Raw genomic sequence first — 24,451 nt, forward strand, 5'->3', positions numbered from 1 at the left:
TTTTAAGAGTACCTGGCTTTTTATTACGCAAATATTGTTTCCCACAGTAAATAGATATTCAATGCCACAACGATGACAACTACAAACCAACCTAAAATAGTTGTAATACGATGATTGACTAAACTGCCCATGATGTCTCGTTTGCTTGTAAACATGACAAGTGGGACCAGGGCAAATGCAATACCGAAAGATAACACAACCTGACTTAGAACGAGAGCATAGGTTGCGTTCACCCCTGATGCAATAATGACTAGCGGAGGCACCATAGTAATCGCTCTACGTAAATAAAGTGGTATTTTTCTTTGAATAAATCCTTGCATGACTACGTCGCCTGCTAAAGTTCCTACAGAGGAGCTAGCTAGCCCTGCAATGAGTAAACCTAAGCCAAAGGAAATAGCTGCCATTGGACCGAGCGCCTCTTTTAAGCCATTATAGGCTACATCTAAATCTTCTACTACCATGCCTTGTGTGTGGAATACTGCTGCGGCAATAATGAGCATGCTCATATTGATGGCACCAGCAATAATCATAGCGATGATAATATCGATAAATTCAAAACGGAAAATACGTTTTTTTTCAGCCTCATTACGACCAATAATACGACTTTGTGTTAACGAAGAATGTAGGTAAATAGCATGAGGCATAACGGTTGCACCTAAAATACCTGTTGCTAGTAATAGCGAATCTACACCTTCAAAGTGTGGCGTGAACATGCCAATGGCTACATCGCCCCATGCTGGCTGGGCTAAAAATGTTTGGAAGGCAAATGCTAATACAACAATTAAAACCATGCCTGAGATACCTGCCTCAAAGGCTCTAAATCCTCTTCTTTGCAGCTCTAAAATAGCGAATGAACCCACCGCTGTAATCAATGCTGCGGGAAGCATAGGAATATTGAAAAGTAAATAAAGCCCTAATGCTGCCCCGATAAATTCAGCGAGGTCAGTGGCAATGATGACCAATTCAGCCTGTATCCATAAAAAGATAGATGTTTTTTTAGAAAAATGCTCGCGTGCTACTTCAGGTAAATTCTTTCCTGTCGCAATGCCAAGCTTGGCAGACAGGGATTGAATTAACACGGCCATCAAATTAGAAAAGGCTATAACCCAAAGTAGCAAATAGCCGTATTGAGAACCTGCTGTAATGTTTGTAGCAAAATTACCAGGGTCGATATAGGCGACTGCTGCAATGAAAGCAGGTCCTAAAAATGGTAAAAATCGTCGCCAACCTTTTATATCTCCATCTAAAACCGCCTCTGCAGCCGGTTTTGTGACTCGTTTGTAAACCATATTGTTCCCTCGTTTCAAAAAGTATCATTAACGAAATAAAGTTTCCTATAGGAAAATAAGATATTAGTATTCTAACGCTAGGAATAAAAAAAGTGAAGTAGTTTGTTTTATCTTTCTTTATAAGTATGTGTCATTCTCATCATTTTCTAATTAGACTTTCACCACTTGTATCGTATACGATGAAAAGAAAAGGCGAAGGACGGATTCGACATGACGCATCGAATTTTAATTATTGAAGATGAAGAAAATATTGCCAGAGTGCTACAACTGGAGCTTCAATTTGAAGGGTATGAGGCAGAAATGGCCCATACAGGAGCAGAAGGCTTACTACAATACCGTGAGCAGCAATGGGATTTAATTTTACTTGATATCATGCTACCTGAGATGAGCGGTATTGATGTGCTAAAGCGGATTCGTGCAACAGAATCCCAGACGCCTGTTATCATGTTGACTGCCAAAAGCGAGGTAGAGGATAAGGTAAAGGGCTTGGATTTAGGAGCCAATGATTATGTGACAAAGCCTTTTGAAATTGAGGAGCTGCTGGCACGTATTCGCAATGCTTTACGATTTTCGCAGAAGGTCAGTCCAAAGCAAGTTGCCCTTACATTTGGCCATTTATCGATAAACGAGCAAACAAGGGAAGTTGTCTATTTTGATAAGGAAATTCAGCTGACACCCCGTGAATATGATTTGCTGTTCTATTTACTGAAACATCCCAAACAAGTACTGACAAGAGAGCAAATACTAGAGGCTGTGTGGGGCTATGATTATTATGGGGATACAAATGTTGTGGATGTTTATATACGTTATGTCCGTCAAAAGCTTGAAGCTGCCAATGCTACACCTCTTATTCAAACGGTTCGAGGTGTTGGGTATGTGCTAAAGGAACACAGTTATGAGACTTAAAACAAAAATTCATCTACTAACAACATTGCTAATGCTAGTTATAGTAGTGGCAACAAATAGTGGAATTTATTTGTTGTATGAGAAATTTGCCTACGATACGGAATATAATCAGCTCCAGACACGGGCAAATGATTTAGGCGCTACACTGAGTCAGTTAAATGCACAAACCAACCTACAGCAAGTATTAAGAGCATATATGCCAACAGATGGCGCTGTCTATATTTATGAAGGTGAGCGTTTGAAAACAAAGGTTCAGGCTACTCTTGAAATGCAAGAAGGTCCTTCTATTACCTACACAATGCCTGCTATTTGGATAGACGGAACGGTTGTGGACATAACATTACAGCAATCTATGGAAGAAGTAGAGCGGACATTAGATTTGTTAAAGGTCATATTGATTGTTGTATCGGTTATGGCTACAGTTCCGATTTTCCTAGCAAGCTTAGTACTTGGGCGTCTTATTTTATTACCGCTAGAACGTTTAAATGAGACCATGCGCAAAAGTGCATCTACTGGGAAATATGAAAAAATAGATATCGCAGAAAAAGGTGGAGACGAGTTAACAAATATTAATCGTACTTTCAATATGATGATGGAGAAGCTTGAGCAGCATTATCAAAAGCAACAAGAATTTGTGTCAAACGCCTCCCATGAGTTGAAAACACCTATAACTGTTATTGAAAGCTATGCAAAATTACTCCTAAGAAGAGGTTTTGATAATCGGGAGGTTGCTCAGGAATCCTTACAAGCCATTGCTAATGAATCATCTCGTATGCATGAAATGGTGCTGCAATTGCTAGAACTAGCTAAAAATAATGAGCATTTGGACGTTCATTTCGAGCAGCTAGAGCTTGCCCCGTTCTTAAATAAAGTAGCTTCACAAATGGAGCAGGCATATCATCGAACATTTAGAATGGATGCGACGATTCCAAGATTTATTTATAGTGATGAAAAAATATTGAAGCAACTACTCTTTATTTTGCTTGATAATGCGAGGAAATATAGTGAGGATGAAATACGTATTCTAGCCACAGAAACAACTAATCAAGTACGTATTACCATCCAAGATTTTGGTATGGGTATTCCTGCAGAGCATATTCCTCATTTGTTTGAGCGTTTTTATCGTGTAACAGAGGATCGTAATCGTAAGACAGGCGGTTCAGGGCTAGGGCTAGCAATAGCACATGAGCTGGCACAACAATTGGGTATAACGATAGATGTGAAAAGTAAGCTAGGGGAAGGCTCAAGCTTTACTTTATGTATACCGAAGGAGGGACAGCAATGAAAAAGTGGATGTTGATAATTGTTGTTATTATCCTTCTTTGTAGTGGAGTAATTTGGTTTATTCAAAATCGTTATTTTTACGTTCAACCTCTTAGTGAAGCGGAGGCTGTTCGCCATATTGAAACAATCTATAATGGTCATGTTACACAAGTGAAGAAACAAGGAAATACCTTTGAAATGCTATTTACGCGGGAGAATGTTAAATATGCGGCCATACTTGATGTTACGACACAGCAGGTAACTAATCTAATAATGAAAGAAGGCCAAAGTAAATTACTGTTAACAGAAAAGCAGATCAGACAAATGGTTAAAAAGGAATATGGTGATGTAGAAAGTGTTATGCTAACGGATTCCGTTTATACTGTGCGTGTTGAAAATGAGAAAATACAAAAGGATTTAACGCTTGATGGTTATACTGGTGATGTACTGGCAGAGAGAAAGGTTGAGACACAAGGACAATCTATCGAAGAGCCTATTATTACTGAACAGCAGGCCATTCAAATAGCTCTTAAGCAATTAAAGGGTGAAGTCGATTCAGTTGATTTTGAGGAAACCTCAGAGGGTGGTTACTATTTAGTTGAAATCGAAACACAGGAGGACGAAGCTACTTTTCAAATTCATGCTGTTTCAGGGAAGGTGTTGTCTGTTACATGGGATGACGATCAATAAATCATTCTCATGAAATTCTAATGTTCCTCTTATAGTTCTATCATCTTCACTTGGTAAGCTAAGTTTAGATAAAACAAAGGAGAGATGAACATGAAAAAAATGATTATGATTCCAGCACTAGTAATTACTCTTGGGGTGGGAGCAGCGATTGGCTCGACGACTTTATTATCAGGAAATGCCCAAGAAAAAAAGGTTTTATCAATGCAGAAAATTGAGAAGAAAGCTCTAGCAGTAGTTGATGGTACAGTGGCAAATATCGAATTTGACCAAAACCAGTTTAGCTCTATTTATGAAGTAGAGGTGCATACAGATACAGAAGAATATGATTTAAAGTTTGATGCTTTTAGTGGAAAATTACTCAAACAGAAAAAAGAACGTCTAGATGATGATGATTGGGATGATCAAATTCCAACTACCACCACGACAACAAAAATAATTACAAAAGAGCAGGCTATCAAGACAGCCCAAACGAAAGCAAAGGGCACAGTGACAAAAATTAAGCTCGATGATGGTGTATATGAAATTGAACTGAAAGACGGTCAATATGAATACGAAGTAGAAGTAGATGCAGTCTCTGGGAACATTATCGACTTTGAACAAGGCTATGATGACTAATTTAATGAACTGTCTTAAAGGTAGAACATACTTTTAAGGCAGTTTTTGTTGTATATACTGCGGGTATTCAAGAAATTTTATTTAAGAAGCGGTTATTTTAAGCCTATGCTTTTGCTCAAAAAAAAGAAAAATTTTCTTCTTTACTTTTTTAATCGGCAGGCGTAATATGACATCATTATAAAAGTTTCAAATTTCTAAATCGCTGAAGCAACTAGACGCGGGGGAACCAATTTTGACGGATGGCATAGCCATTCTTGGGGTGAATCTCTTCCATTTGGAGGAGTAGGGCTACTCAGGCCCGAATCCGACAGCTAACCTCGTAAGCGTTAAGAGCAGAAAAGTGGAGCTTGGCAGACGGATGAGCGTCTACAAGTCTTATTTAGTGATGACTTGTAGGCGTTTTTTGATGTTATTTAGAAAGGCGAAACACATTCTATGAAACTAGAAGGTGTTTATCAATGAAATCCTCATTCAAACGTTATGTAATCGGTAAACCATTAAGATCCGATGCGTTAGGGGAACAAAAGCTAAGTAAAACAAAGGCATTGGCCATATTATCGTCTGATGCGTTGTCATCAGTAGCCTATGGGCCAGAACAAATTTTAATTGTCCTGATGACGGTAGGTACAATGGCATTTTGGTATTCCTTACCTATTGCCGCTGGAGTGGTTGTTCTACTTGTGGCACTGATTTTATCCTATCGTCAGGTTATCTTCGCCTATCCACATGGGGGAGGCGCCTATGTCGTATCACGAGAGAATTTAGGCGTGAATGCAGGTCTTGTAGCTGGGGGCTCTTTGCTTGTTGATTATATTTTAACGGTAGCAGTAAGTGTGTCGGCAGGAACAGATGCCATTACATCGGCATTCCCAAGTCTTCACCCTTACAATGTACCCATTGCTATCATTTTTGTGATTTTCTTAACGATTTTAAACTTGCGAGGTGTAACGGAGTCAGCCTCTATCTTGGCGTATCCAGTCTATCTATTTGTAGGCGTTATGCTATTGTTAATTGGGATTGGACTTTACAATGTGGCAACTGGGCAGGTGCCAGCAGAGCTACATCCAAAGATTGGCACACCAGTGGCAGGGATTAGCCTATTTATTTTATTAAAGGCATTTGCCTCAGGAAGCTCAGCCTTAACAGGGGTAGAGGCCATTTCTAACGCAATTCCTAATTTTAGAAATCCTGCCCCTAATAATGCTGCTAAAACGCTTTTAGCAATGGGCGCCATTTTAGCCGTTTTATTCATCGGGATTGTTAGCCTATCTTACTTTTATGGGGTTGCACCAACAGCAGAAGCAACAGTAGTATCCCAGCTAGCAGAAGCTAGTATTGGTCGCAATTTCCTTTATTATATTGTACAGGGAACTACGGCAATGATATTAGTACTTGCAGCAAACACAGGATATTCAGCCTTCCCATTGCTTGCTGTGAATTTATCGAAGGATGGTTTTATCCCAAGAATCTTCCAAATTCGAGGGGATCGTCTTGGCTATTCAAATGGCATTTTAATGCTAGGTGTTGCAGCCATTGTTTTAATTATACTATTTGACGGGGCCACAGAGCATTTAATTCCGCTTTATGCAGTAGGGGTATTTATTCCCTTTACATTAGCGCAAACGGGAATGATGCGAAAATGGTGGCGCGAAAAACCAAAAGGTTGGGTAGCGAGATTTACAATCAATACAATAGGAGCAGCTATCTCTTTCATCGTGGCAATGATGTTTTTTGTGACAAAAATGCCTCAAGTTTGGCCTGTGTTTATCTTTTTACCAATTATAATTTTTGTATTCCATCGTATTAAGCACCATTATCAAGCCGTTGGAGAACAGTTAAGATTGAATCATGAGGAGCTGGCTACTATTGAGGGGAATGTTTTCATTGTGCCAGTAGCTGGTATAACGAAGGTGGTTGAAAATTCCCTACATTATGCTAAATCACTTAAGGTGGATAAAGTGATCGCCTTTTATGTAGCTTTCGATCAAGCAGATGCAAAAGCCTTTGAAGAGAAGTGGAACGCATGGCAACCTGATGTACGGTTAGTTACTTACTATTCACCATATCGCAGCATTACACAGCCATTGATTAAATTTATTGATAAAGTTGAACATCAATGTACGAAGACAGGTCATAAAGTAACGGTTGTTATCCCTCAATTTTTACCGAAAAAAGGCTGGCACCATATGCTACACAACCAATCGAGTCTTCTCATTCGTACGACACTGTTATTTCACAGAAATGTCGTCATTATGACAGTACCTTTTCATTTATCAAAATAATGCTAGCAAGCTAGAAAATAGTCTGTTATAATCAGTACGTTGATTGAAAACACGAACGTTTACAATTAAAAAGTTACAGAATACCATTAAATTCCGAAAAATCAAACTTTTTTTAGTGAGAGATAGTAGCTCTTACCGAATAAAGTGATAAATTGGTTATTCTGATAGTTTCATACAAATCCACTCATATAATAGCGAGAATAGGGCTCGCAAGTTTCTACCGATTTACCGTAAATGAATCGACTATGGGTAGCAATGCTTTTAGAGAGCTTCAATTTTAATGATGTTTTCTATTCATTTCGACGTTTTTACGCTGAATGCTTTGCTCCACTCGTAGCAGAATGGAATCAAAGTATTCAGCGTTTTTTTATAATTTTTTATGAAAGAAGGATATGAAAGAAATGAAGTTATTACAAGACAAAATTATACAAGAGGGTAAAGTATTATCTTCATCCGTATTAAAAGTTGATTCATTTTTAAACCATCAAATTGATCCGATGCTAATGAAGGAAATTGGTCACGAATTTGCAAATCGTTTCTCTGATCAAGTCATTACAAAGATTTTAACAATAGAATCTTCAGGTATCGCACCATCTGTCATGTTAGGCTTAGAAATTGGCGCGCCTGTCGTGTTCGCTCGTAAACGTAAATCATTAACGCTTTCAGATAACCTTTATTCATCAAAGGTACATTCATTCACAAAAAATGAAACAAATGAGATCTCTGTCTCACGTAATTTTTTAAGTGAAGATGACAATATTTTAATTGTAGATGATTTCTTAGCCAATGGTGAAGCTGTCAAAGGCTTACTTGATATTGCTGCACAAGCAGGTGCGAATGTTGTGGGAGTTGGAATTGTTATTGAAAAGGGCTTCCAAGATGGCGGAAAATTATTGCGTGAGCAAGGTGTTCGCGTTGAATCATTAGCAATTGTAGACTCTCTTGAAGATGGCAAAGTAACATTTGCTACGGAGGCTCGCGCGTAATGAATACCTTTAAATCGTCTGCGCTAGCGATTCAACATTTACTTGCAATGTATGCTGGAGCCATCCTAGTGCCACTGATTATCGGTGGGGCAATTGGCTTTGATTCAACACAAATGACGTATTTAGTAGCGATTGATATTATGATGTGTGGGATCGCTACACTTTTACAAGTTTATTCAGGTAAATTCATTGGTATCGGCTTACCGGTTGTACTTGGTTGTACATTCACAGCAGTAAGTCCAATTATTGCGATAGGTACAAACCCAGAGCAGGGTATTACGGACATTTATGGTTCCATTATTGCTTCTGGTGTAATTGTAATGATTATTGCAGGCTTCTTCGGTAAGCTTGTGAAATTCTTCCCACCAGTCGTAACAGGGTCAGTTGTTTCGATTATCGGTATTTCCTTATTACCAGTAGCATTAAACAATATGGCAGGTGGACAAGGTGCTGAGGATTTTGCCTCTGCCTCTAATGTAGCTTTAGCGTTTATTACTTTGGTTATCATTTTAATCGTTTATCGTTTTTCTACAGGCTTTGTTCGTGCCATTTCTATTCTGATTGGATTAGTAGCAGGAACAATTTTAGGTGCATTCATGGGGAAAGTTGACTTTAGCCCGGTTTCTGAAGCCGATGCACTTCATATGGTACAACCTTTCTACTTTGGAATGCCAACATTTGATGTAACGGCAATTATTACAATGACACTTGTAGCAATGGTATCCCTAGTAGAATCATCTGGTGTCTATTTTGCACTAAGCGATATTTGTAATAAAAAATTAGATTCAAAAGATTTAGCTCGCGGCTATCGTTCAGAAGGTCTTGCGTCAGTAATCGGTGGTATTTTCAATGCCTTCCCATACACAACATTCTCACAAAACGTGGGACTTACACGTATGTCAGGCGTAAAAGACCGTAAAGTCATTTACATCACAGGTGGATTACTAGTAGCACTTGGTTTCCTACCAAAAATCGCAGCATTAACAACGATTATTCCAACATCCGTACTAGGTGCGGCAATGTTAGCGATGTTCGGTATGGTGATTACACAAGGTATGGGTATGCTTGTACCAGTTATGAACGAGTCAGCAGAAAATGCGATGATTGCTGCTGTGGCAGTAAGTTTGGGTGTTGGTGTATCGGTTGTACCAGGAATTTTCGATGCACTGCCAGAAAGTATATCTCTTCTAACATCTAACGGTATCGTCTGTGGTTCGGTTACAGCGATTATCCTTAATATTTTATTCAACATGATTGGGCCGAAGCATAAAAAAGACCCGATGCATGGGGAAGTGTAAAAAGATAATTAAATAGATTTTTCAGAGAGTACCCCACATATTCTGCTGAAAAAAATGATGATATGTCGCCTATTTTTAACTAATAATTTAGTTGAAAGTAGGTGGCTTTTTTTGTATGCGTAAAAGAGTACACGTTAGAAGGGACGTTGAAGAAAAACCTTTATCGACATTCACGTTTAAGCAAGCATTTGATTATTTTTATTCAGCTAAAAAGGGTGAAGAGGTTAGAAAAGCAACTCTGACAACTTATGATGAACATTACCGATTTTTTATTCAATGGTTAGAGCACTCAGGATATGAAATCACCAAAGTAGATGAATTATCAGTGGTTATAGTGCGTGACTACATGCTATATATGCGTGAAGAACACTACAATTTCAAACAGAAGCGAGTAGGATTGTCCATTCAAACTGTTAATGCTCGTATTCGATTTTTAAAAACTTGGTATAGCTTCTTATGCAATGAGGAGTTACTTGAAAAAAACATTATGGAATCCATTAAGTTTTTGAAGGTTGATGAAAAGAAGGTTGATTTATTAACAGAGGATGAAATGAAACGACTATTTGAAGCTCCTAATAAAAAATTGTGGGCACAATGGAGAGATTTTGTATTATTTCATGTTTTATATGATACAGCTTTACGTATATCGGAGGCAATCAGTCTAGATTGTAATGATATAGATATTGTTCGTAGACAGATAGTATTACCTGCTAATAAAGCGAAAGATAGGCGTTATCGCATTATACCAATTACAAACCACACTTTAAAGCTATTAATTAAATTGATGGATGAGAATAAAGAAGTTTTCAATAACCATGAAGCTGTGTTTTTAAATTGGTTTGGTGAAAGGTTAGCGACAGACACATTTAGAAGGAATTTAGCAAGGTATCTGAAAAAGGCTGGAATCAATAAGAAATTTAGTTGTCATGATTTCAGGAGACAATCAATAACTGAAATGCTCAAAAATGGAGCATCAGTATTCGCAGTCCAATCTATAGCAGGGCATTCCCAAATTTCAACAACTCAAAAGTACGTATTTTTCGATGATGAGACAATTAGACTTCAACATGATTTATATAGCCCGTTAAACAGAATGGCTTATAAAAAAAGAAAATAGAAAGGAGCCTATCATTATGAAAATGTCTAACAAATATAACCTTGAAAATAACGAGCTGCGCTACTTAATGAATAATGTTCAAATCACAACACTTGGAAATGGAATCAATCCTATCGAGGTATCGAAGGAAGTTTAGGAAGTTTACGAGAAAGATGTGTTAAATCGCATTGTAGCAATTGAGGGAGCTATTACGAAGGTGAAACAATATATCGGCAAGTAAGGCATAAAAAAGAGCAGGTACTCGCAATACCTACTCTCACACGCATTTAGCCATACAGGAATACAACTAAATATGAGCGTTTAACATGCCTTCATTTTACTTCAAAAAAAGTGGAAATGCAAAGGTCTAGTTTCCTATTGTCTTTTTTAGGTAACGTGAGGTCATGTTGGCTCATTGGTGGAAACCTAGTAACACCAATTGCAACTAAACTTGACAGGTTAAGACGTTCCCATCGCACACAAACGTCTAGGATACCAATACATGCTTCCTTGTTGGCATGGTATCTGAATGGTGATGCCGACCAAAAAGGGCAGGAGTGGAAGGTCTGAGTGGCTACGGTCACGCAGGATACACAATACATTATCGTTGTTGCTGAGTTCCTCACAACCAGTAGGATAAGCATTTATGAGCACGTTACGAGAGCGTGTAGCAGAAGATAAGACGTTTCGAGGGCAGAACGTAGAAACTATGTGTATCGAGAGAAATCTCACATTAACAAGGGCATACATATACGGATACCTCAAATGACGGATTCATGTTGCGATGGCTGTCTGTTTATAGTTTCTGATTTCTTAGTTTCTATAATACAGGCAGTCATTCTGCACCAAGCCGTTTTCCTCAATTCTGGCTTCATGTTGCGGGATAGGCTAGATACATGTCAAGTTATGTTATGCCTTAGTGTAAAAATTTTTTAGAGTAAATCATCATTTGGAATTAGGTTATCGGAGCCGAAAAATTTGCATGATAAGAGGGTGGGAATTTTAGTAAGGAATGAGACAGTGTGATTTGGTAGTAACAAATCAATATCTAAATTTGGGCATTGGAGAAGAAACAATGATTCTTCTTGATTTCACTAACTCAGAAAACAAATGTATTAAGTGTAGTCAGTATCCACAGGGGGGTACTTTACAGTATTTTCGATTAGCAATTATTTTGTCATCGCGGGAACAGACCTAAGGATAAATTTACGTAAAAAATATTTTTACGATACGAAGGGAATATACGTAGCTTAATAGTTGATAGCTTTGTTCACAGCACTGACTAAATGTATTTGAATAAGAAAGTTAATTTACTATGTTATTTAAGGGAGTGATATGCATTGCCATTATGCAAAGTGTGTAAACAGGAAACAAAAATGTACTATAGCGATATGTGTGTTTCATGCAGAACTAAGGTTTATTTAGCTGAGTTTAAACGAGTTACAGCGCTAAAGGGAAAGTGTTTAACAAAAAAAGGATTTGATAAAGAAAGCTCCATAAGCAGCATTGCTATTATTAAATCAGTAAAAAGGGATTGGGGACAATTATTACATGAACATAATTTAATTGAAGAGCTGTATGAGTACGCAACAGATGAATATGAAAAGTTTGCTTATAAGAATAAAAAGGCTTCAAGTACACTTTTTACACGAGAACATCCTTATTTAGGGCAGTATGTATTTGCAAGCATTTTAGATATAAAAAAGATACGAAGAAAATTAGGCTTTATTAATGAGAATTATGCAGGGATGTATAATGAGTCATTATTAAAATGGAATTTTGAAAATGTCAAATCGATAATTGGTAGAATTCCAACAATCAGGGAATTTAATAAGGAATCTAAGATTTTAGCTTCCATTTACTGTGACTATTACGGCATAAATGGGCAGCAATGGGATAAAGTATTGCAGATAATGGTAAAGGACGAAAAAGAGCTAGGGAGCTTTTTAGCAAAACGTGATAATTTGTATAAAGAAAAATCAATTGAGGCATTAATGGCTGGTCGAATTTCTCCTATACCAGATGAAGATTTAGAGAGAGAATTTCGACGTGTTTTTGATATGTATATTGATAAGTATGGTACTCACCCAACAAAAAGAATATTTAATGAAGAGTCCATTTATAATGATAATACCTATAGAAAAAGATATTGTATGTCTTGGCGAAATATTGCAATCATTAAGTATGGATACGAACTTAAAGTGAGGAATGTAAACGAAAAAATCTTTTTGGAATCTGTAAAGCAAGTTTTAAAATCAGATTTCGAAAGCCAAAAAACGTTTAAATGGTTGTTAGGTATTAAAGGGGCGCATTTATTTTGTGACGGCTACTTTGAAAAATTTAATCTTATAGTTGAATTCGATGGAAAGCATCATCGTGTACCAGTCGCTAATTTTGGTGGAACTGAACGATTTTTAAAAGACCGAGAAAACGATAGATTGAAAGAACAGCTAGTTAAAAAGCATGATATAAATTTTCTACGTGTTTCTAGCAAAGAAAGATGGCGAGATATGGATTATTTGAAATTGAAGCTGGAACGAGTCTTAGACATGAAACTCTAGATTAGGTGCTTTTACATTGTAGTGTGTTTTAGAGAAGGCGTGGATGACATTAGATACTCATAACAAGGAAGCGGCTGCATATTTAGTCGCTTTTTTGATAGATAATTAACAGATATTAGTTTACTTTGACATAATAAGAGCATCTTAAAGAAATCAATATACTTTACTTAACATTAAGTTAAGTTTATAATAAAAACAAAAATATTTAGGAGATTAGATAATGCATAATAATCTAAAACTTATACGAAAAATTTATAAGGTATCTCAAAAAGAATTAGCTGATAGTCTACAAGTAAGTAAGGCGATGATAAGCATGTGGGAAAATAATCTAAAAGAAAAAATACCACAATCTAGGGTAATAGAAATTATAAATTTTTTTGATATTGATGATGAGGTACTTTTTTCTGAAGAAGTAGATGTTTTGAAGTTGGAAAAAAAGGCTATGCGAAATACATTAGATGATTTAATAGAGAGATATGTAAGTAATAGTGAATTAGAAAACTTAGAACAATTAAAAAAAGTTGAACAGTATCATTCTGGATTATCAAAGGAAATAGAGAATATGCTCAACACCCCTGACAAATTATTAAAAATAATGCGCCTAAGTCAGATACTTAATAATGATGAAATTGATAGTACCTTTAACTCTCAAATTAGACCATTTGCATTAAATTCAGTAATCGATAATTTTTTATCATTAATTGAAGAAAAGAAAACGATGAGAATTGATACACTGTTTCTGGTTTTAGAGTGTTTAACAATATTGGATGAGGGAAAGATAAAGCAATTAAGGGCTCTACTTTTAGAATTTGATAATAGAGAAGAAATTTAAGGTAAATTTAATACAATAAAATAAAGGGGTTTGATTAAAATACCAAAAAGGAACGAATTATACTTTACTGGGAGCGATTTAAGGAACAGAATTTTGTGTATAGGAGAACATGAACATAAAATTTATATGCCGAATGAAATTTTTAGTGAATTAATCAACGGGTTTACAAATGATAAAGGGGAACTTGTTCAGGGTTTCCTTGATGAGGATGGTAAAAAAATAAAAGAATTTACCTCATCTACCCATATTGCTTATGCATATTCATATGTGTATCTTGCGCATTACATGTATAGGTACTGTAAATATTATTATGACGGCGCAAAAGATATAGATGAAAAGATGATAAAACAAATTTTAGGTTTTCCAGCGAAATCTGATAGTTATACTTATATAACAAAAAAAGGCGGTTTATTAGAGAGAATGGGTTATATTAGAAAAGAAAGTGATAAGCCAATTAGACCTATACTTGAAGAAACAAGCCCAGAATTATCGGAATTTTTAATGGAAAGTAACTACTCTGAATTATTTGGTTATAATAGAAGAAATAGGAAGATTAATTTTCCTGTTAAAGCATTTCATAGAGAAGCATGGGCGGAAGAAGATAATTATTTTAATGGTACTTTTTTTAATGTATTAAATACACATAAAATAAATATTGAAATTTTTATTTACTGTATGACTGACCCAGAACTAGGCGTAAAGGGCTTTTATCTATATTGTTTTATGTTGTATAACAATGATAAATTTAATAATGGATTTAATTGTTCATTTGAGAAATTAGCTTCATTAACAGGTTTGTCAATTAAAACCATTAGAACTCAGCTAGAAAATTTAGAAAAACGTAATATGATTCTTAATGACCATAAGCCGTTTTGTATTAATAAAAAAGACTGGCAAATTACTAAACCAAATACATATAAAACACTAGCATTTGAACAATTTATTTCAAATAAATTAGAATATAATGAAATTCCGAAACAAAGAAAAATAAATGCTGAACGATATGCAAAAGAAATAGGATTTGTAAATCAAGAAGAAGTTGAAGAGCAAAGCTATAAAAAGAAAAGTATGAAAAAATCAAATAATTCTTTAAACAATTATAGTTATAATACATCTATATACGATAAAAATGGTGTCTCTATTCCATTACCATTTTAAAATTTTAAAAACCTCTTTATAGGACGCTTATTATAATACAGAATTAGTATACTTACCTACGTTAATATGTTATGTACGCAGTGTATATTTTTTTATTAAATAAGTGCCCCTTAAAGAGGTTTTTTAATTATTATAATTAAATTTAATATTTAAAATATACAATTGGTGCTAACCCGAGTAATTTGAAATATTTTATTCTTGAATGACGACTACAATTCCATTCTCAAAGTAAATATATCTATTTCCATAATAAACCCATTGTTCAGTTATACCGTACGCTGTAGTAGTTTTATTAATATTTTTTGGTTTACCCCACTTTGAATTATTTACTTCTTCCATTGTCATTCCGATTTTTGGGTTAGATTTGATGGTTGCTTTATAGTTGTTTTCACTTATAGCCAACGCTTTAGTTTTAACAGCCTCCTTTTTTAAATATTCCCAAGCATCTGTGCCAACAAGACCAACCCTTCTTTGAACAAAATCGTTTATTTCTTTAGCGAAAGTTCCATTATAAGTTGGACTAATTTCTATGAGGTAGTCGTAATATTGACTCAAATCGGCGAATGCCTTACTATTTTTGTATTTATTATAAAATATTCTTGCATAAATATAATTCCTAATTGTATCAATGTTTTCATCATCTATCTTGTTTACTATATCTAAAGCTTCATCATATTCTCTAATTGACAACAAACTTATAGATTCACGAAATTGATTTTTCTTTAGTTCTTGTTCATAATCTTCTTGTTTTTCAAGAACAATTTTATGTAGTTTTTCAATGTCATTTTTAAATTCACCATTGTAATTCTTTGCTTTAATCTTTTCTAAAAGCTTTAATGTACTAGTATAATCACCTTCACTATCCTCTGAGTTTATCTTGGCATTAATATAATTGCTTAGAATCATTACATCTTTGAAATCATCTGGAAGTTCATCAAGAGTTTGTTTAGCTTCTTGCCATCTATCTTGCTTTATCATTGTAACGGCACTTTGATAATCTTCCTCAGAATTACATCCTGCTAGAAGTAGAAAAAAAGTCATAATGAATAAGAGAGTTAGAAGTTTTTTCATAATAATATTTCCTCTTTTCTTGTTCTATATAGATAATTTAAGTATTTTATATTTGTATTATAGTCTACAATTTGATTTTATCATATTTTCAAAGAGTTTAAATTATTCCTTAGTTTATGTAGACTGTAGTACGTGGTTATTACTCTCTGTGGGGATTGTAATTGGTTTAAAAGGAGATTTTTTCTCTTGATTGAAATCGATAATATTACAATTGGCAAGGTACTAAAAGAGTTGAGGGTAGCTAAAAAGTTCTCACAAGAGGAGATATCTGCAAGAAGTAGTCTTGATAGAACATATATAAGTATGTTGGAACGAAATATAAAACAGCCAACAATTACAACAATATTTCTATTAGCAAGCGCATTAGAAATCAAGCCTTCGGAATTTGTAAAGAAGATTGAAGAGGAGTATGCAGGATACACAATTAAAAGAGACACTGTGTGAATGCTAAATAAAGTACTATTATAATTTTCTGAATTCTATAAGTAGGGAAATATGCATTATATTTACCAATAATAAAAGCAGCTATAATTTATTAGCTGCTTTTATGTTTATTCATAAAATGTAAAGCTATACATATAAGCATTTATTATAAATAAAATGGTAAATTTCATCACTTTCGTTGGTTTCATAGTAATGAGAAAGAAGGAGGTGGAATTCGGATATATGCTTTTCTGGAATGGTAATTAACCCTTTGCCATGCTCAATCAGTAGCTTGTTTGCACAAAATATACTAGTTCTTTTATTTCCATCCCAAAAAAGTTGATTTCTCATACCGTAAAGCATATACATAATTGCTTTGTGGGTTATTGTTGCATCTAATGATAAAATATTATTTATCTCTCTTTGCACTTCCTCTTTTACAGGGATAGATGGCTTAAAATTTACACCATTTATTCCAACATCCCCATACCTTAATTTTCCCCAATCAAGACTTTCATTAAAAGAAACGAGATTATTCATATTACAAGCGAAGTCTAGGCTCATCTCATCATCAAGATGATTAAGTAAGAAACTCCATGCATTACATAGGTTCAAAATAATTTGCAAGTCGTCTGAGCATAACTCTGCTATTGCTATTCCTTCTATTATTTTTTCTACTTGCGATGGAGTTACGACTACATTCTCAAGCCTTGCGCTGTTATAAATATTATGAATGAGATTTTTTTGAGCTAAAAAAGTCATTTTCTCTCGATTAAAATTAAATTTATCCATTGCCTCACCACCTTTGAGATTGCTTACCAATCAAATTATATCTCATTAAATATTCACTTCATTCCCTGACTAGGCTAACTTTTTTATGTAAATGAAATCGCAGTTTCATTTAGAAATGATTAGATTAATACTTAGGTAAAGTTCTTATTAAAAGTATTAAAAACTCTGATTTCATAGAAATTAAATATTATCGGAGTTTTATTTATATAAACGAAAATGATATAATTTACCTAATTTACATTAAATTTGGTATCGGGGGTATTTTATGCTGGGTGTCAATGAACGTGTCATAGCTGGAGTTATTACAGAACTAGTTAAGCAAACTGTAAATCCTATAAAGGATTATATATCAAAAAAATGGAGCAAATCAGAGTTTAAAAGTGAAATAGAATTAATTGATGCATATGAGAAATATTTAACTAAAAGCAAAGAAAAATACAGTAAAATTAAGACATTACTATATAAAAGAACACCAAAAAATATATATTCCTTTTATGAAGATTTGAATGTCAGATATGAAGATGAATTAATCGATACCAATAATATTGAAAGCTTAATTTCGATTGGAAATAGAATTATTATTACTGGTACGGGTGGTATAGGGAAATCTACAATGATGAAGCATTTTTTTCAAAATAGTATAGATATGCAGTATATTGTACCTATTTTAATTGAACTACGGAATTTAAATGATAAATTTAAGACGGGCGAAATCGATTTATTGAATTATATTTACGAAACCATGAGTAATTTAGATTTCAAAACTGATAAATTATATTTAGAATATAGTCTTGAAACAGGTAAAAATATAATTTTGTTTGATGGGCTTGATGAAGTAAAGGGTGACCTAATTAACGATGTAGTATTAGCTATAAAGGATTTTAGTGATAGATATAATAAATGTCCAATTATAATTACTTCTAGACCCTCAGATGTATTTATGGGATGGAATGATTATATCGAAGTTGAAGCTTGCCCTTTAAACAAACAACAAGCTCTTGCATTGATAAATAAGTTAGAATTTGAGGATGAAGTAAAAACAAAATTTTATATGGAATTAGACGAGAGGTTATATGATAACTATGAATCTTTTGCTTCGATTCCTTTGTTGCTTACTATTATGTTAATAACATATGATAATAGTGCTGATATGCCAAATGAATTGCATGAATTTTATGAGCAAGCATTTTCTGCTCTATTCCATACTCATGATGCCTCTAAAAGTGGTTATAAAAGAGATATTTCTACCAAATTGAGTTATGAAAGGTTTAAGTTATTATTTTCCCATTTTTGCTTCCAATCTTATTTGAATAGTGACTATATTTTTACTCAAAATAAACTTCTTGGATATATTAAGAAAAGTAAAGATAAGTTTGAAACTACAAGTCAATTTACAGAATTAGATGTTTTAGAGGATTTAATTTATTCTGTCTGTATGATTATGAAAGATGGTTTGGATTATGTATTTTCACACAGGTCATTTCAAGAATATTTTGCAGCTGTATATACAACTACTTTAACAGATGAGGTACAACAAAAGTTGTTTAATGAGATTATTTATGTGAGGGTTAGTTGTTTTGGGAATAGATATATTGAAATATTAGAACAAATTCAAAAAAATAGATTTATTAAGAATTGTATATATTCTAAGGCGAAGTTGATAAAGGAATTATTTGATAAAAAAGAAATATTTCCGTTGTTTGAATTGTTTTATAAACAGATAATATTTGAAAATGAATCTATTGCAATGGTTATTCAAGATAACGGAAATTTGTTTGTACTTGATAAAACTATAAATTATATGGACAGCATAAGAGGAAATTGGTCTACAGAAAAAATGAAAAATTTATTTTATAAGGTACAAGGAATTAAGCCTGCAAATGGTGGAAGAATTCGTTTAGATGTTAGGGAAATATTTGATATGGGATTATTAGATGAACTATTAGACGCTATAAATTTTTATCTAGATTTACAGACATTTAATAATTGGTTTATCCAATATGAGGAGGCTCTTCAGAAAGTTAATAACACTAATGAAGATTTTCTAAATAATTTATAAAAAACTTGTTTATAAAACCTTCGTTTATTAGACAAAATGAAGTTAGAGTATAAATTAACGTTTATGCTCTCTTTTTTTATTGATTTCGTCTATAAACTCGTCTATTATAAAAAGTGTATAAAACGTATGAGAAAATAGAAAGAGGTGTGCATATTGAGTAGAATTATTGGATATTGTCGTGTCAGTACTGAAGAACAGAATTTAGATATGCAGGAACAATCTATTAAGAAGTACGCAATAGACAAGGGGCTTGAACTTGTTTTGTATATTGAGAAGGTATCAAGTCGTAAGAGCGAACGTAGCGAATTGATAAATGCCATGAAGGCAGCTACAAAAGGTGATTTATTTGTAGTATATAAATTAGACCGACTTGCCCGAAGCACGAAAGAATTGTATGAGCTAACAGACCAACTTAAAGAAAAGTCAGTTGATTTTGTTTCGTTACATGACTCCTTTGACACTTCAACACCAACGGGAAAAGCTATGTTTGGCATGTTAGCTGTATTTGCGGAATTTGAGCGTGATATTATCCAGCAACGAACAAAAGCTGGATTAGAAGCTGCTCGTAAGCGTGGCAGAGTGGGAGGAAGACCAGCGATTGATGAGAAGGTAAAAAAGCATGTAATCGCATTGTATGAAGCGGGAGAAAGTGCTACAGATATTGCAAAGGAGTATGGAATTGGTAGGGCTACTGTTTATAAAATAATAAATGAACAAAAATAAAAGATTGAATTAGAACTTTAAAATAAAATAAAAATTTCATACAATTATCTCTATCTTATTTTTTTCTGATTTGAAGAGTTTGGTCAAGTTTTTTGTTGATTATAGTTAAGCCATAAATGTGAAAGTAAGGGAGGTAAATGCACTGAAATCAGCGACTATCAGTACATGATTCGCAAAAGCTGCTTGTAAACGTGGAAGAGTAGTTGACAAACTTTATATAAAGAATGATAGATTTTAAATCTATCAGTTGAAAGAGTGTTATAAAATTTTCATTTTTTGTAGAAGAGAATTTGTTATATAAATTAATATTATTACTAAAAATATTAGGTATGAAGTGATATTAAAATGGGTTTTTTACATACGAAATCTATAAAACAGATAGAAAATTATTACTGTATTTACTAATTGTAGATGATATAATTAGATAGAATAGTTGCCTATAATTCCTTGCAAAATTAATTTGTTGGTATCTACCAACGGGAAATGCAAACCCCTCTGCGACAACGTCATGGCAATATCGCCAATCGTATATCACACGTATGTCATTCGTATAATACGTTTACATATGCTTAATCGATGACTGAGCGCAAGGGGGAAATGGCTATATTAGCCAGTTATGAAGAGTAGAAATCTTTATTAGACGATTTCAACCTTTAAAAATCCTAGTAAGTATATGCAAGGGGGAGGCGAAAGCCTTAGTACTTATAGGAGGTAAAGTTAAATGAATTACATTAAACACAAAGCTATTCAGTTGAAATCTTGGGTATCAGTAAGTATACGAGCGGACGATGGGAAAATTAGCTTCGTCAAGACATTCTATTTCTTGATGGGGTGGTTTGGGGCACCTGCTTTTGTTGCATTTTTGCTCAAAGCAGTTGTTTTGATTCTTAAGGTTCTTAGCTTCGTTATTCCTTACGCTATCCACTTCATTGAAGGTCTAATTTCTGCTCTTTCTTATTCATTAAATAAGAGGGAGTTTTTTTATGCAATTTAATAATAGTAAGCTATTTGGGCTATCTAATAAAAAATTATTGGCAGATACTTTAAATGTAGAAAAAAAGAGTTTGAAAAATGTTGCAATTGAGTTTGTACCATATAAATTGCCTCCACAACTTTCAAATATTAATGGGAAGCAACGAGATTTATATAATCCTAATGAAGAACATAAAAAAGCTTTAAGAAAATTAGTTAAATTATTAATGCAAGTCGAGTTACCTTCATATGTATTTGGAGGGATTAAAGAAAAAAGTCATATACAAAATGCTTTTGTTCATAAACAAAATAAGTATTTAATGCTTATAGATATTCAGAACTTTTTTCCTTCTACTATGGATTCATATGTATATGATTTATTTAAAAGGAAATTTCAAATGGAAGAGGACTTAGCAAAAATATTAACTGATTTTGTTACAATTCAGTGTGAGAGAAAAGAAGGAAGATATCTTCCTCAAGGTTATCCAACAAGTCCTATATTAAGTTATTTAGCATATGTAGATATGTATAATGAATTAGAAGCTTTAGCAGTAGAAAACGGAATGAGTTTTAGTTGTTATTATGATGACTTAACATTTTCATCTAATAAGTTCATTAACAAATCTTTAAAACGGAAATGTTCTCAAATAATTGAAAAATATCAATTTAAAATACACCCAACAAAATCAAAATTGATAGTAAAAGAAGGGGTAGAAGTAACAGGTGTATTTTTAGATGATTTAGGAAACTTAAAAGCTCCTAAGAAGCTATTAAAAAAACTACAAAAATCCTATGACAAAGTTAAAGAAATGAATGAAAATCCGAGTGGGTTTACTAAAAAGAACTTTGTAGATGAGTTAAACAGACTACAAGGTTTGGTAGCAGCAGTTAGGAGTATAGAAAATAATAGAAAAGTTAATTTGTTTTTGAATGAATTAAAGTATATAAGGAGAAAATATAATGTGCCTTATAGAAAGAAAGATATAAAGAAATACTTTAAGACAGAGCATGCTTTATTAATACAATAAACTTATACTAGTTAAATATCTTAGGAATGGTTTTTTGTAATACTCCCTAGGGGATAATATAGTTGAAATGAGCTCTGCTTTAAAGTTTGCAACTACTTTTTGTTAGAAGTGGCATAATGTTATGTGAATCGTAAATAAGCAAACTACACGTGTAGAAACTGAAGTATTGGAGTTCCTGGACGGGGGTCCGACACTCTTATATAAGTTAATCCCTCAATTCTAAAAGATTCGAGGGATTTTTTTATGTAGTAATATCCAATTATCAATTCCAAAATCTCTACCACTATTTTGCATTAGACAATGTATGAATGAGAACTAGGTGATAGCTGCTCAATAATCATATTTACCATTGAATAAATAAAAAAAGTTCAAACGCACCAAGGAAATATATTGAGGAAAATAGCATAGTTGTTAATTTTGTAAAATGAATACTGAAGATGCAAAGAGCTTGGAGAAGGTATAATTACTTGTACATTATATTGTACCGTCAAATAAGGAATAATAGGTTGATTGAGGACCAGTATGTCCTAACTATCAATCAATGTTACATAGAGGAAAAGCAGTATTACTGTTGTGATATTTGATATATATAGGAGAAAGGATAAGGAGTGTAGTTAGTTTGAAAATAAAACAGTTTATCTTAAATGAATTGAAAAAAAAAGCTATAAATAATAAGGTCTCTTCAACAATTGGTACAATTGATTTTAGTGTACTTACAGACGAGCAAATTGAACGAGCTTTTTCATTGAATGAATTAGAGAATATTTTAATAGAAATAAATTCAATCACACAATTAAAGCATCGTAATGAAAAGAAGAATCCAGTTGCTAAAAATAAAGATTTCTCCAAAATAAAAAAAAAGCTAAATGAGAAGGAATTAAAGCGAGTGTTTAGAAAGCGAGTTTCAACTTTATTTGGAGTAAATCTAAATTCACTTTCTGATGATGAGATTCAAGAAATTTATTCGTTGAAACAACAAGTAAAATTTATAAATCAAAAAAATCTATTATTAGAAGATGTTCAAGAGTTGGCGGTATATGCAAATTCTCGTAGAATGCAAATAAAAAATTTTAATGAAGGATTAGACGAAAAAATAGAGCTTGATGATTTATATGAGGAAGAGCAGTATAAAAATAAAAAGTCTATTACTTCAGAAATTTTTTATAAAGCTGAGGAAAAGGGGATAAAGGATATTCTAAAGCCTGTGAGAATTGACTTTACTTTAGATGAAGAAGATGATTTAGTACATAATTTTGATTTAGATATGCTTAAGAGCATTCTTAAGGTAGTGAATGACATACCAAGTAAACAAACAGATTTTATTAACGCATTGGATTATGTTTATAAATATAAGGATGGAGATATAATCGAAGAAAATGAGGACGATGCTTGGCATAACGGTATTCCAAAATTTTTGGATAAATATATTAATCGACAAATGACTGTTGAAGATGCATATGTAAAGGTGACTGAATTAGTTAATCTTGAAAAACGGGATTCTCCTAGATACATGGACTTAATGGAATACCGTATTGATTTAGGAACCTATATATTTCGTGATAAAGAAATAGTAGAAGAGCGGAGTGGTGTTGAAGAATTTTCAGAATACGATTTTGCTGAGTTTGTTCGAAAAACAGTAGAAGCAATTATTTTACCACATATTGAAGTAATAGAAATAATTGAAAATAAGAAAGGGAAAATCAAATTTGTTGATGTCTGGCAACAAAACTTTTCAGAAGAATTAAAACAGGAAGTTCGTCGACGTGATGGTTATAAATGTGTAGTGTGTGATGAAGAAATGAATTTGCATGTACACCACAAAATTCCTCGAAAGTTAGGTGGACCCAATCATGCGGATAATCTTGTTACACTTTGTGCATCTTGTCACGGTGTTATTGAAACTGCTGATATAGAGAAGGCTTTTAGAAAATGTATGAATAACTTTATGCGTAAGAAAGTTAGTATGCAGCAACCTGATTTATCGAAGGATATTTACCAGCTGAAGCAAGAAGTGTTAGAGGAATTGAACACACTTTTTATGAAAATTAGTCTCCGAGACGAAGCGCTAGCTGGAGATATTGTACAAGTGTTAAAGAAGATTGAGTATATTTTTGATTAGTATCATATTTCAGTAACGTAGAATAGAGTAACAATAAGCGTGATAATAGAGTCACTATATATTTTGAAATAACCGTATTACTACACTAGACGACTTTAAGATGATTCAAGAAATCGTTGGTTGTAAACCGAAGTATATTCAGATGTGTATGTGGCGCTTGAAGCGTTCACAAGATTTTATGTAAGCAGAATGAATGTGAAATAAAAGAAGTTGAAGTAGTAGAAGTCATTCAAATTTAAAGGGACAGGTTTGTTTAAATTCTAAGTCTGTCCCATTTATATTTTTATG

20 protein-coding genes and 2 riboswitches are annotated in these 24,451 nt (G+C 33.5%); of the genes, 17 read left to right on the top strand and 3 right to left on the bottom strand.

Annotated features, from left to right (window positions below):
* Positions 1 to 23 precede the first annotated feature (23 nt).
* On the bottom strand, positions 24 to 1,289 hold the full coding sequence (locus JTI58_RS10325; RefSeq protein WP_205446507.1) for an Nramp family divalent metal transporter: 1,266 nt from the start codon (positions 1,287 to 1,289) through the stop codon (positions 24 to 26).
* A 210-nt stretch (positions 1,290 to 1,499) separates the two neighbouring features.
* Between JTI58_RS10325 and JTI58_RS10330 the strand changes: the two genes are divergently transcribed.
* From JTI58_RS10330 to JTI58_RS10380, 11 genes are all read left to right on the top strand, one after another.
* Positions 1,500 to 2,195 carry a response regulator transcription factor gene (locus JTI58_RS10330; RefSeq protein WP_205446508.1) on the top strand — a complete coding sequence of 232 codons (696 nt, stop codon included), beginning with the start codon at positions 1,500 to 1,502 and terminating at the stop codon, positions 2,193 to 2,195.
* On the top strand, positions 2,185 to 3,480 hold the full coding sequence (locus tag JTI58_RS10335) for a sensor histidine kinase (protein WP_205446509.1): 1,296 nt from the start codon (positions 2,185 to 2,187) through the stop codon (positions 3,478 to 3,480). Before JTI58_RS10330 ends, JTI58_RS10335 begins: the two co-directional genes overlap by 11 nt.
* The gene (locus JTI58_RS10340; RefSeq protein ID WP_205446510.1) at positions 3,477 to 4,148 is read left to right on the top strand and encodes a PepSY domain-containing protein; all 672 of its coding nucleotides are present in this window, start codon (positions 3,477 to 3,479) and stop codon (positions 4,146 to 4,148) included. Before JTI58_RS10335 ends, JTI58_RS10340 begins: the two co-directional genes overlap by 4 nt.
* A 90-nt stretch (positions 4,149 to 4,238) precedes the next feature.
* Complete coding sequence (locus JTI58_RS10345) at positions 4,239 to 4,763, top strand: PepSY domain-containing protein (RefSeq protein ID WP_205446511.1); 525 nt, start codon at positions 4,239 to 4,241, stop codon at positions 4,761 to 4,763.
* 190 nt (positions 4,764 to 4,953) lie between these two features.
* Positions 4,954 to 5,103, top strand: a riboswitch (cyclic di-AMP (ydaO/yuaA leader).
* A gap of 118 nt (positions 5,104 to 5,221) precedes the next feature.
* On the top strand, positions 5,222 to 7,045 hold the full coding sequence (locus JTI58_RS10350) for an APC family permease (RefSeq protein WP_205446512.1): 1,824 nt from the start codon (positions 5,222 to 5,224) through the stop codon (positions 7,043 to 7,045).
* Positions 7,046 to 7,209: 164 nt separating this feature from the next.
* A riboswitch (purine riboswitch) is annotated at positions 7,210 to 7,311 on the top strand.
* A 135-nt stretch (positions 7,312 to 7,446) separates the two neighbouring features.
* Entirely contained in the window at positions 7,447 to 8,031 is a 585-nt protein-coding gene (locus tag JTI58_RS10355; protein ID WP_205446513.1) for a xanthine phosphoribosyltransferase, read from the top strand.
* Positions 8,031 to 9,329, top strand: coding sequence for a nucleobase:cation symporter-2 family protein (locus tag JTI58_RS10360; RefSeq protein WP_205446514.1), 1,299 nt, complete (start codon positions 8,031 to 8,033; stop codon positions 9,327 to 9,329). The genes JTI58_RS10355 and JTI58_RS10360 overlap by 1 nt, the downstream gene beginning before the upstream one ends.
* A gap of 115 nt (positions 9,330 to 9,444) precedes the next feature.
* A complete protein-coding gene (locus JTI58_RS10365) occupies positions 9,445 to 10,446 on the top strand; it encodes a tyrosine-type recombinase/integrase (protein WP_205446515.1) in 1,002 nt (333 codons plus the stop codon).
* A 1,319-nt stretch (positions 10,447 to 11,765) separates the two neighbouring features.
* Positions 11,766 to 12,986: a hypothetical protein gene (locus tag JTI58_RS10370; protein ID WP_205446516.1), complete on the top strand. Its 1,221-nt coding sequence runs from the start codon at positions 11,766 to 11,768 to the stop codon at positions 12,984 to 12,986.
* A gap of 220 nt (positions 12,987 to 13,206) precedes the next feature.
* A complete protein-coding gene (locus JTI58_RS10375) occupies positions 13,207 to 13,818 on the top strand; it encodes a helix-turn-helix domain-containing protein (protein ID WP_197150316.1) in 612 nt (203 codons plus the stop codon).
* 30 nt (positions 13,819 to 13,848) lie between these two features.
* The gene (locus JTI58_RS10380) at positions 13,849 to 14,976 is read left to right on the top strand and encodes a helix-turn-helix domain-containing protein (RefSeq protein ID WP_205446517.1); all 1,128 of its coding nucleotides are present in this window, start codon (positions 13,849 to 13,851) and stop codon (positions 14,974 to 14,976) included.
* Positions 14,977 to 15,168: 192 nt separating this feature from the next.
* On the opposite strand, the gene JTI58_RS10385 is transcribed toward JTI58_RS10380, so the two are convergent.
* On the bottom strand, positions 15,169 to 16,047 hold the full coding sequence (locus tag JTI58_RS10385; RefSeq protein ID WP_205446518.1) for a hypothetical protein: 879 nt from the start codon (positions 16,045 to 16,047) through the stop codon (positions 15,169 to 15,171).
* Between the two features lie 186 nt (positions 16,048 to 16,233).
* On the opposite strand from JTI58_RS10385, the gene JTI58_RS10390 reads away from it, so the two are divergent.
* Positions 16,234 to 16,491, top strand: a complete 258-nt coding sequence (locus JTI58_RS10390) for a helix-turn-helix domain-containing protein (protein ID WP_206700978.1) — start codon at positions 16,234 to 16,236, stop codon at positions 16,489 to 16,491.
* Between the two features lie 126 nt (positions 16,492 to 16,617).
* Here the strand turns inward: JTI58_RS10390 and JTI58_RS10395 are convergent, their stop codons facing one another.
* On the bottom strand, positions 16,618 to 17,262 hold the full coding sequence (locus tag JTI58_RS10395) for a Fic family protein (protein WP_205446519.1): 645 nt from the start codon (positions 17,260 to 17,262) through the stop codon (positions 16,618 to 16,620).
* Positions 17,263 to 17,527: 265 nt separating this feature from the next.
* On the opposite strand from JTI58_RS10395, the gene JTI58_RS10400 reads away from it, so the two are divergent.
* From JTI58_RS10400 to JTI58_RS10420, 5 genes are all read left to right on the top strand, one after another.
* Entirely contained in the window at positions 17,528 to 19,321 is a 1,794-nt protein-coding gene (locus JTI58_RS10400; RefSeq protein ID WP_205446520.1) for an NACHT domain-containing protein, read from the top strand.
* A gap of 153 nt (positions 19,322 to 19,474) precedes the next feature.
* On the top strand, positions 19,475 to 20,044 hold the full coding sequence (locus JTI58_RS10405) for a recombinase family protein (RefSeq protein ID WP_205446521.1): 570 nt from the start codon (positions 19,475 to 19,477) through the stop codon (positions 20,042 to 20,044).
* 721 nt (positions 20,045 to 20,765) lie between these two features.
* The gene (locus tag JTI58_RS10410; protein WP_205446522.1) at positions 20,766 to 21,038 is read left to right on the top strand and encodes a hypothetical protein; all 273 of its coding nucleotides are present in this window, start codon (positions 20,766 to 20,768) and stop codon (positions 21,036 to 21,038) included.
* Positions 21,028 to 22,044 (top strand): reverse transcriptase family protein, encoded by a 1,017-nt coding sequence (locus JTI58_RS10415; protein WP_205446523.1) that lies wholly within the window; start codon positions 21,028 to 21,030, stop codon positions 22,042 to 22,044. Before JTI58_RS10410 ends, JTI58_RS10415 begins: the two co-directional genes overlap by 11 nt.
* A 619-nt stretch (positions 22,045 to 22,663) precedes the next feature.
* Positions 22,664 to 24,163 (top strand): HNH endonuclease, encoded by a 1,500-nt coding sequence (locus tag JTI58_RS10420; RefSeq protein ID WP_205446524.1) that lies wholly within the window; start codon positions 22,664 to 22,666, stop codon positions 24,161 to 24,163.
* Positions 24,164 to 24,451 lie beyond the last annotated feature (288 nt).

Origin of the sequence: Lysinibacillus fusiformis (genome assembly GCF_016925635.1) — a bacterium.
GTDB classification, from domain to species: domain Bacteria; phylum Bacillota; class Bacilli; order Bacillales_A; family Planococcaceae; genus Lysinibacillus; species Lysinibacillus fusiformis_F.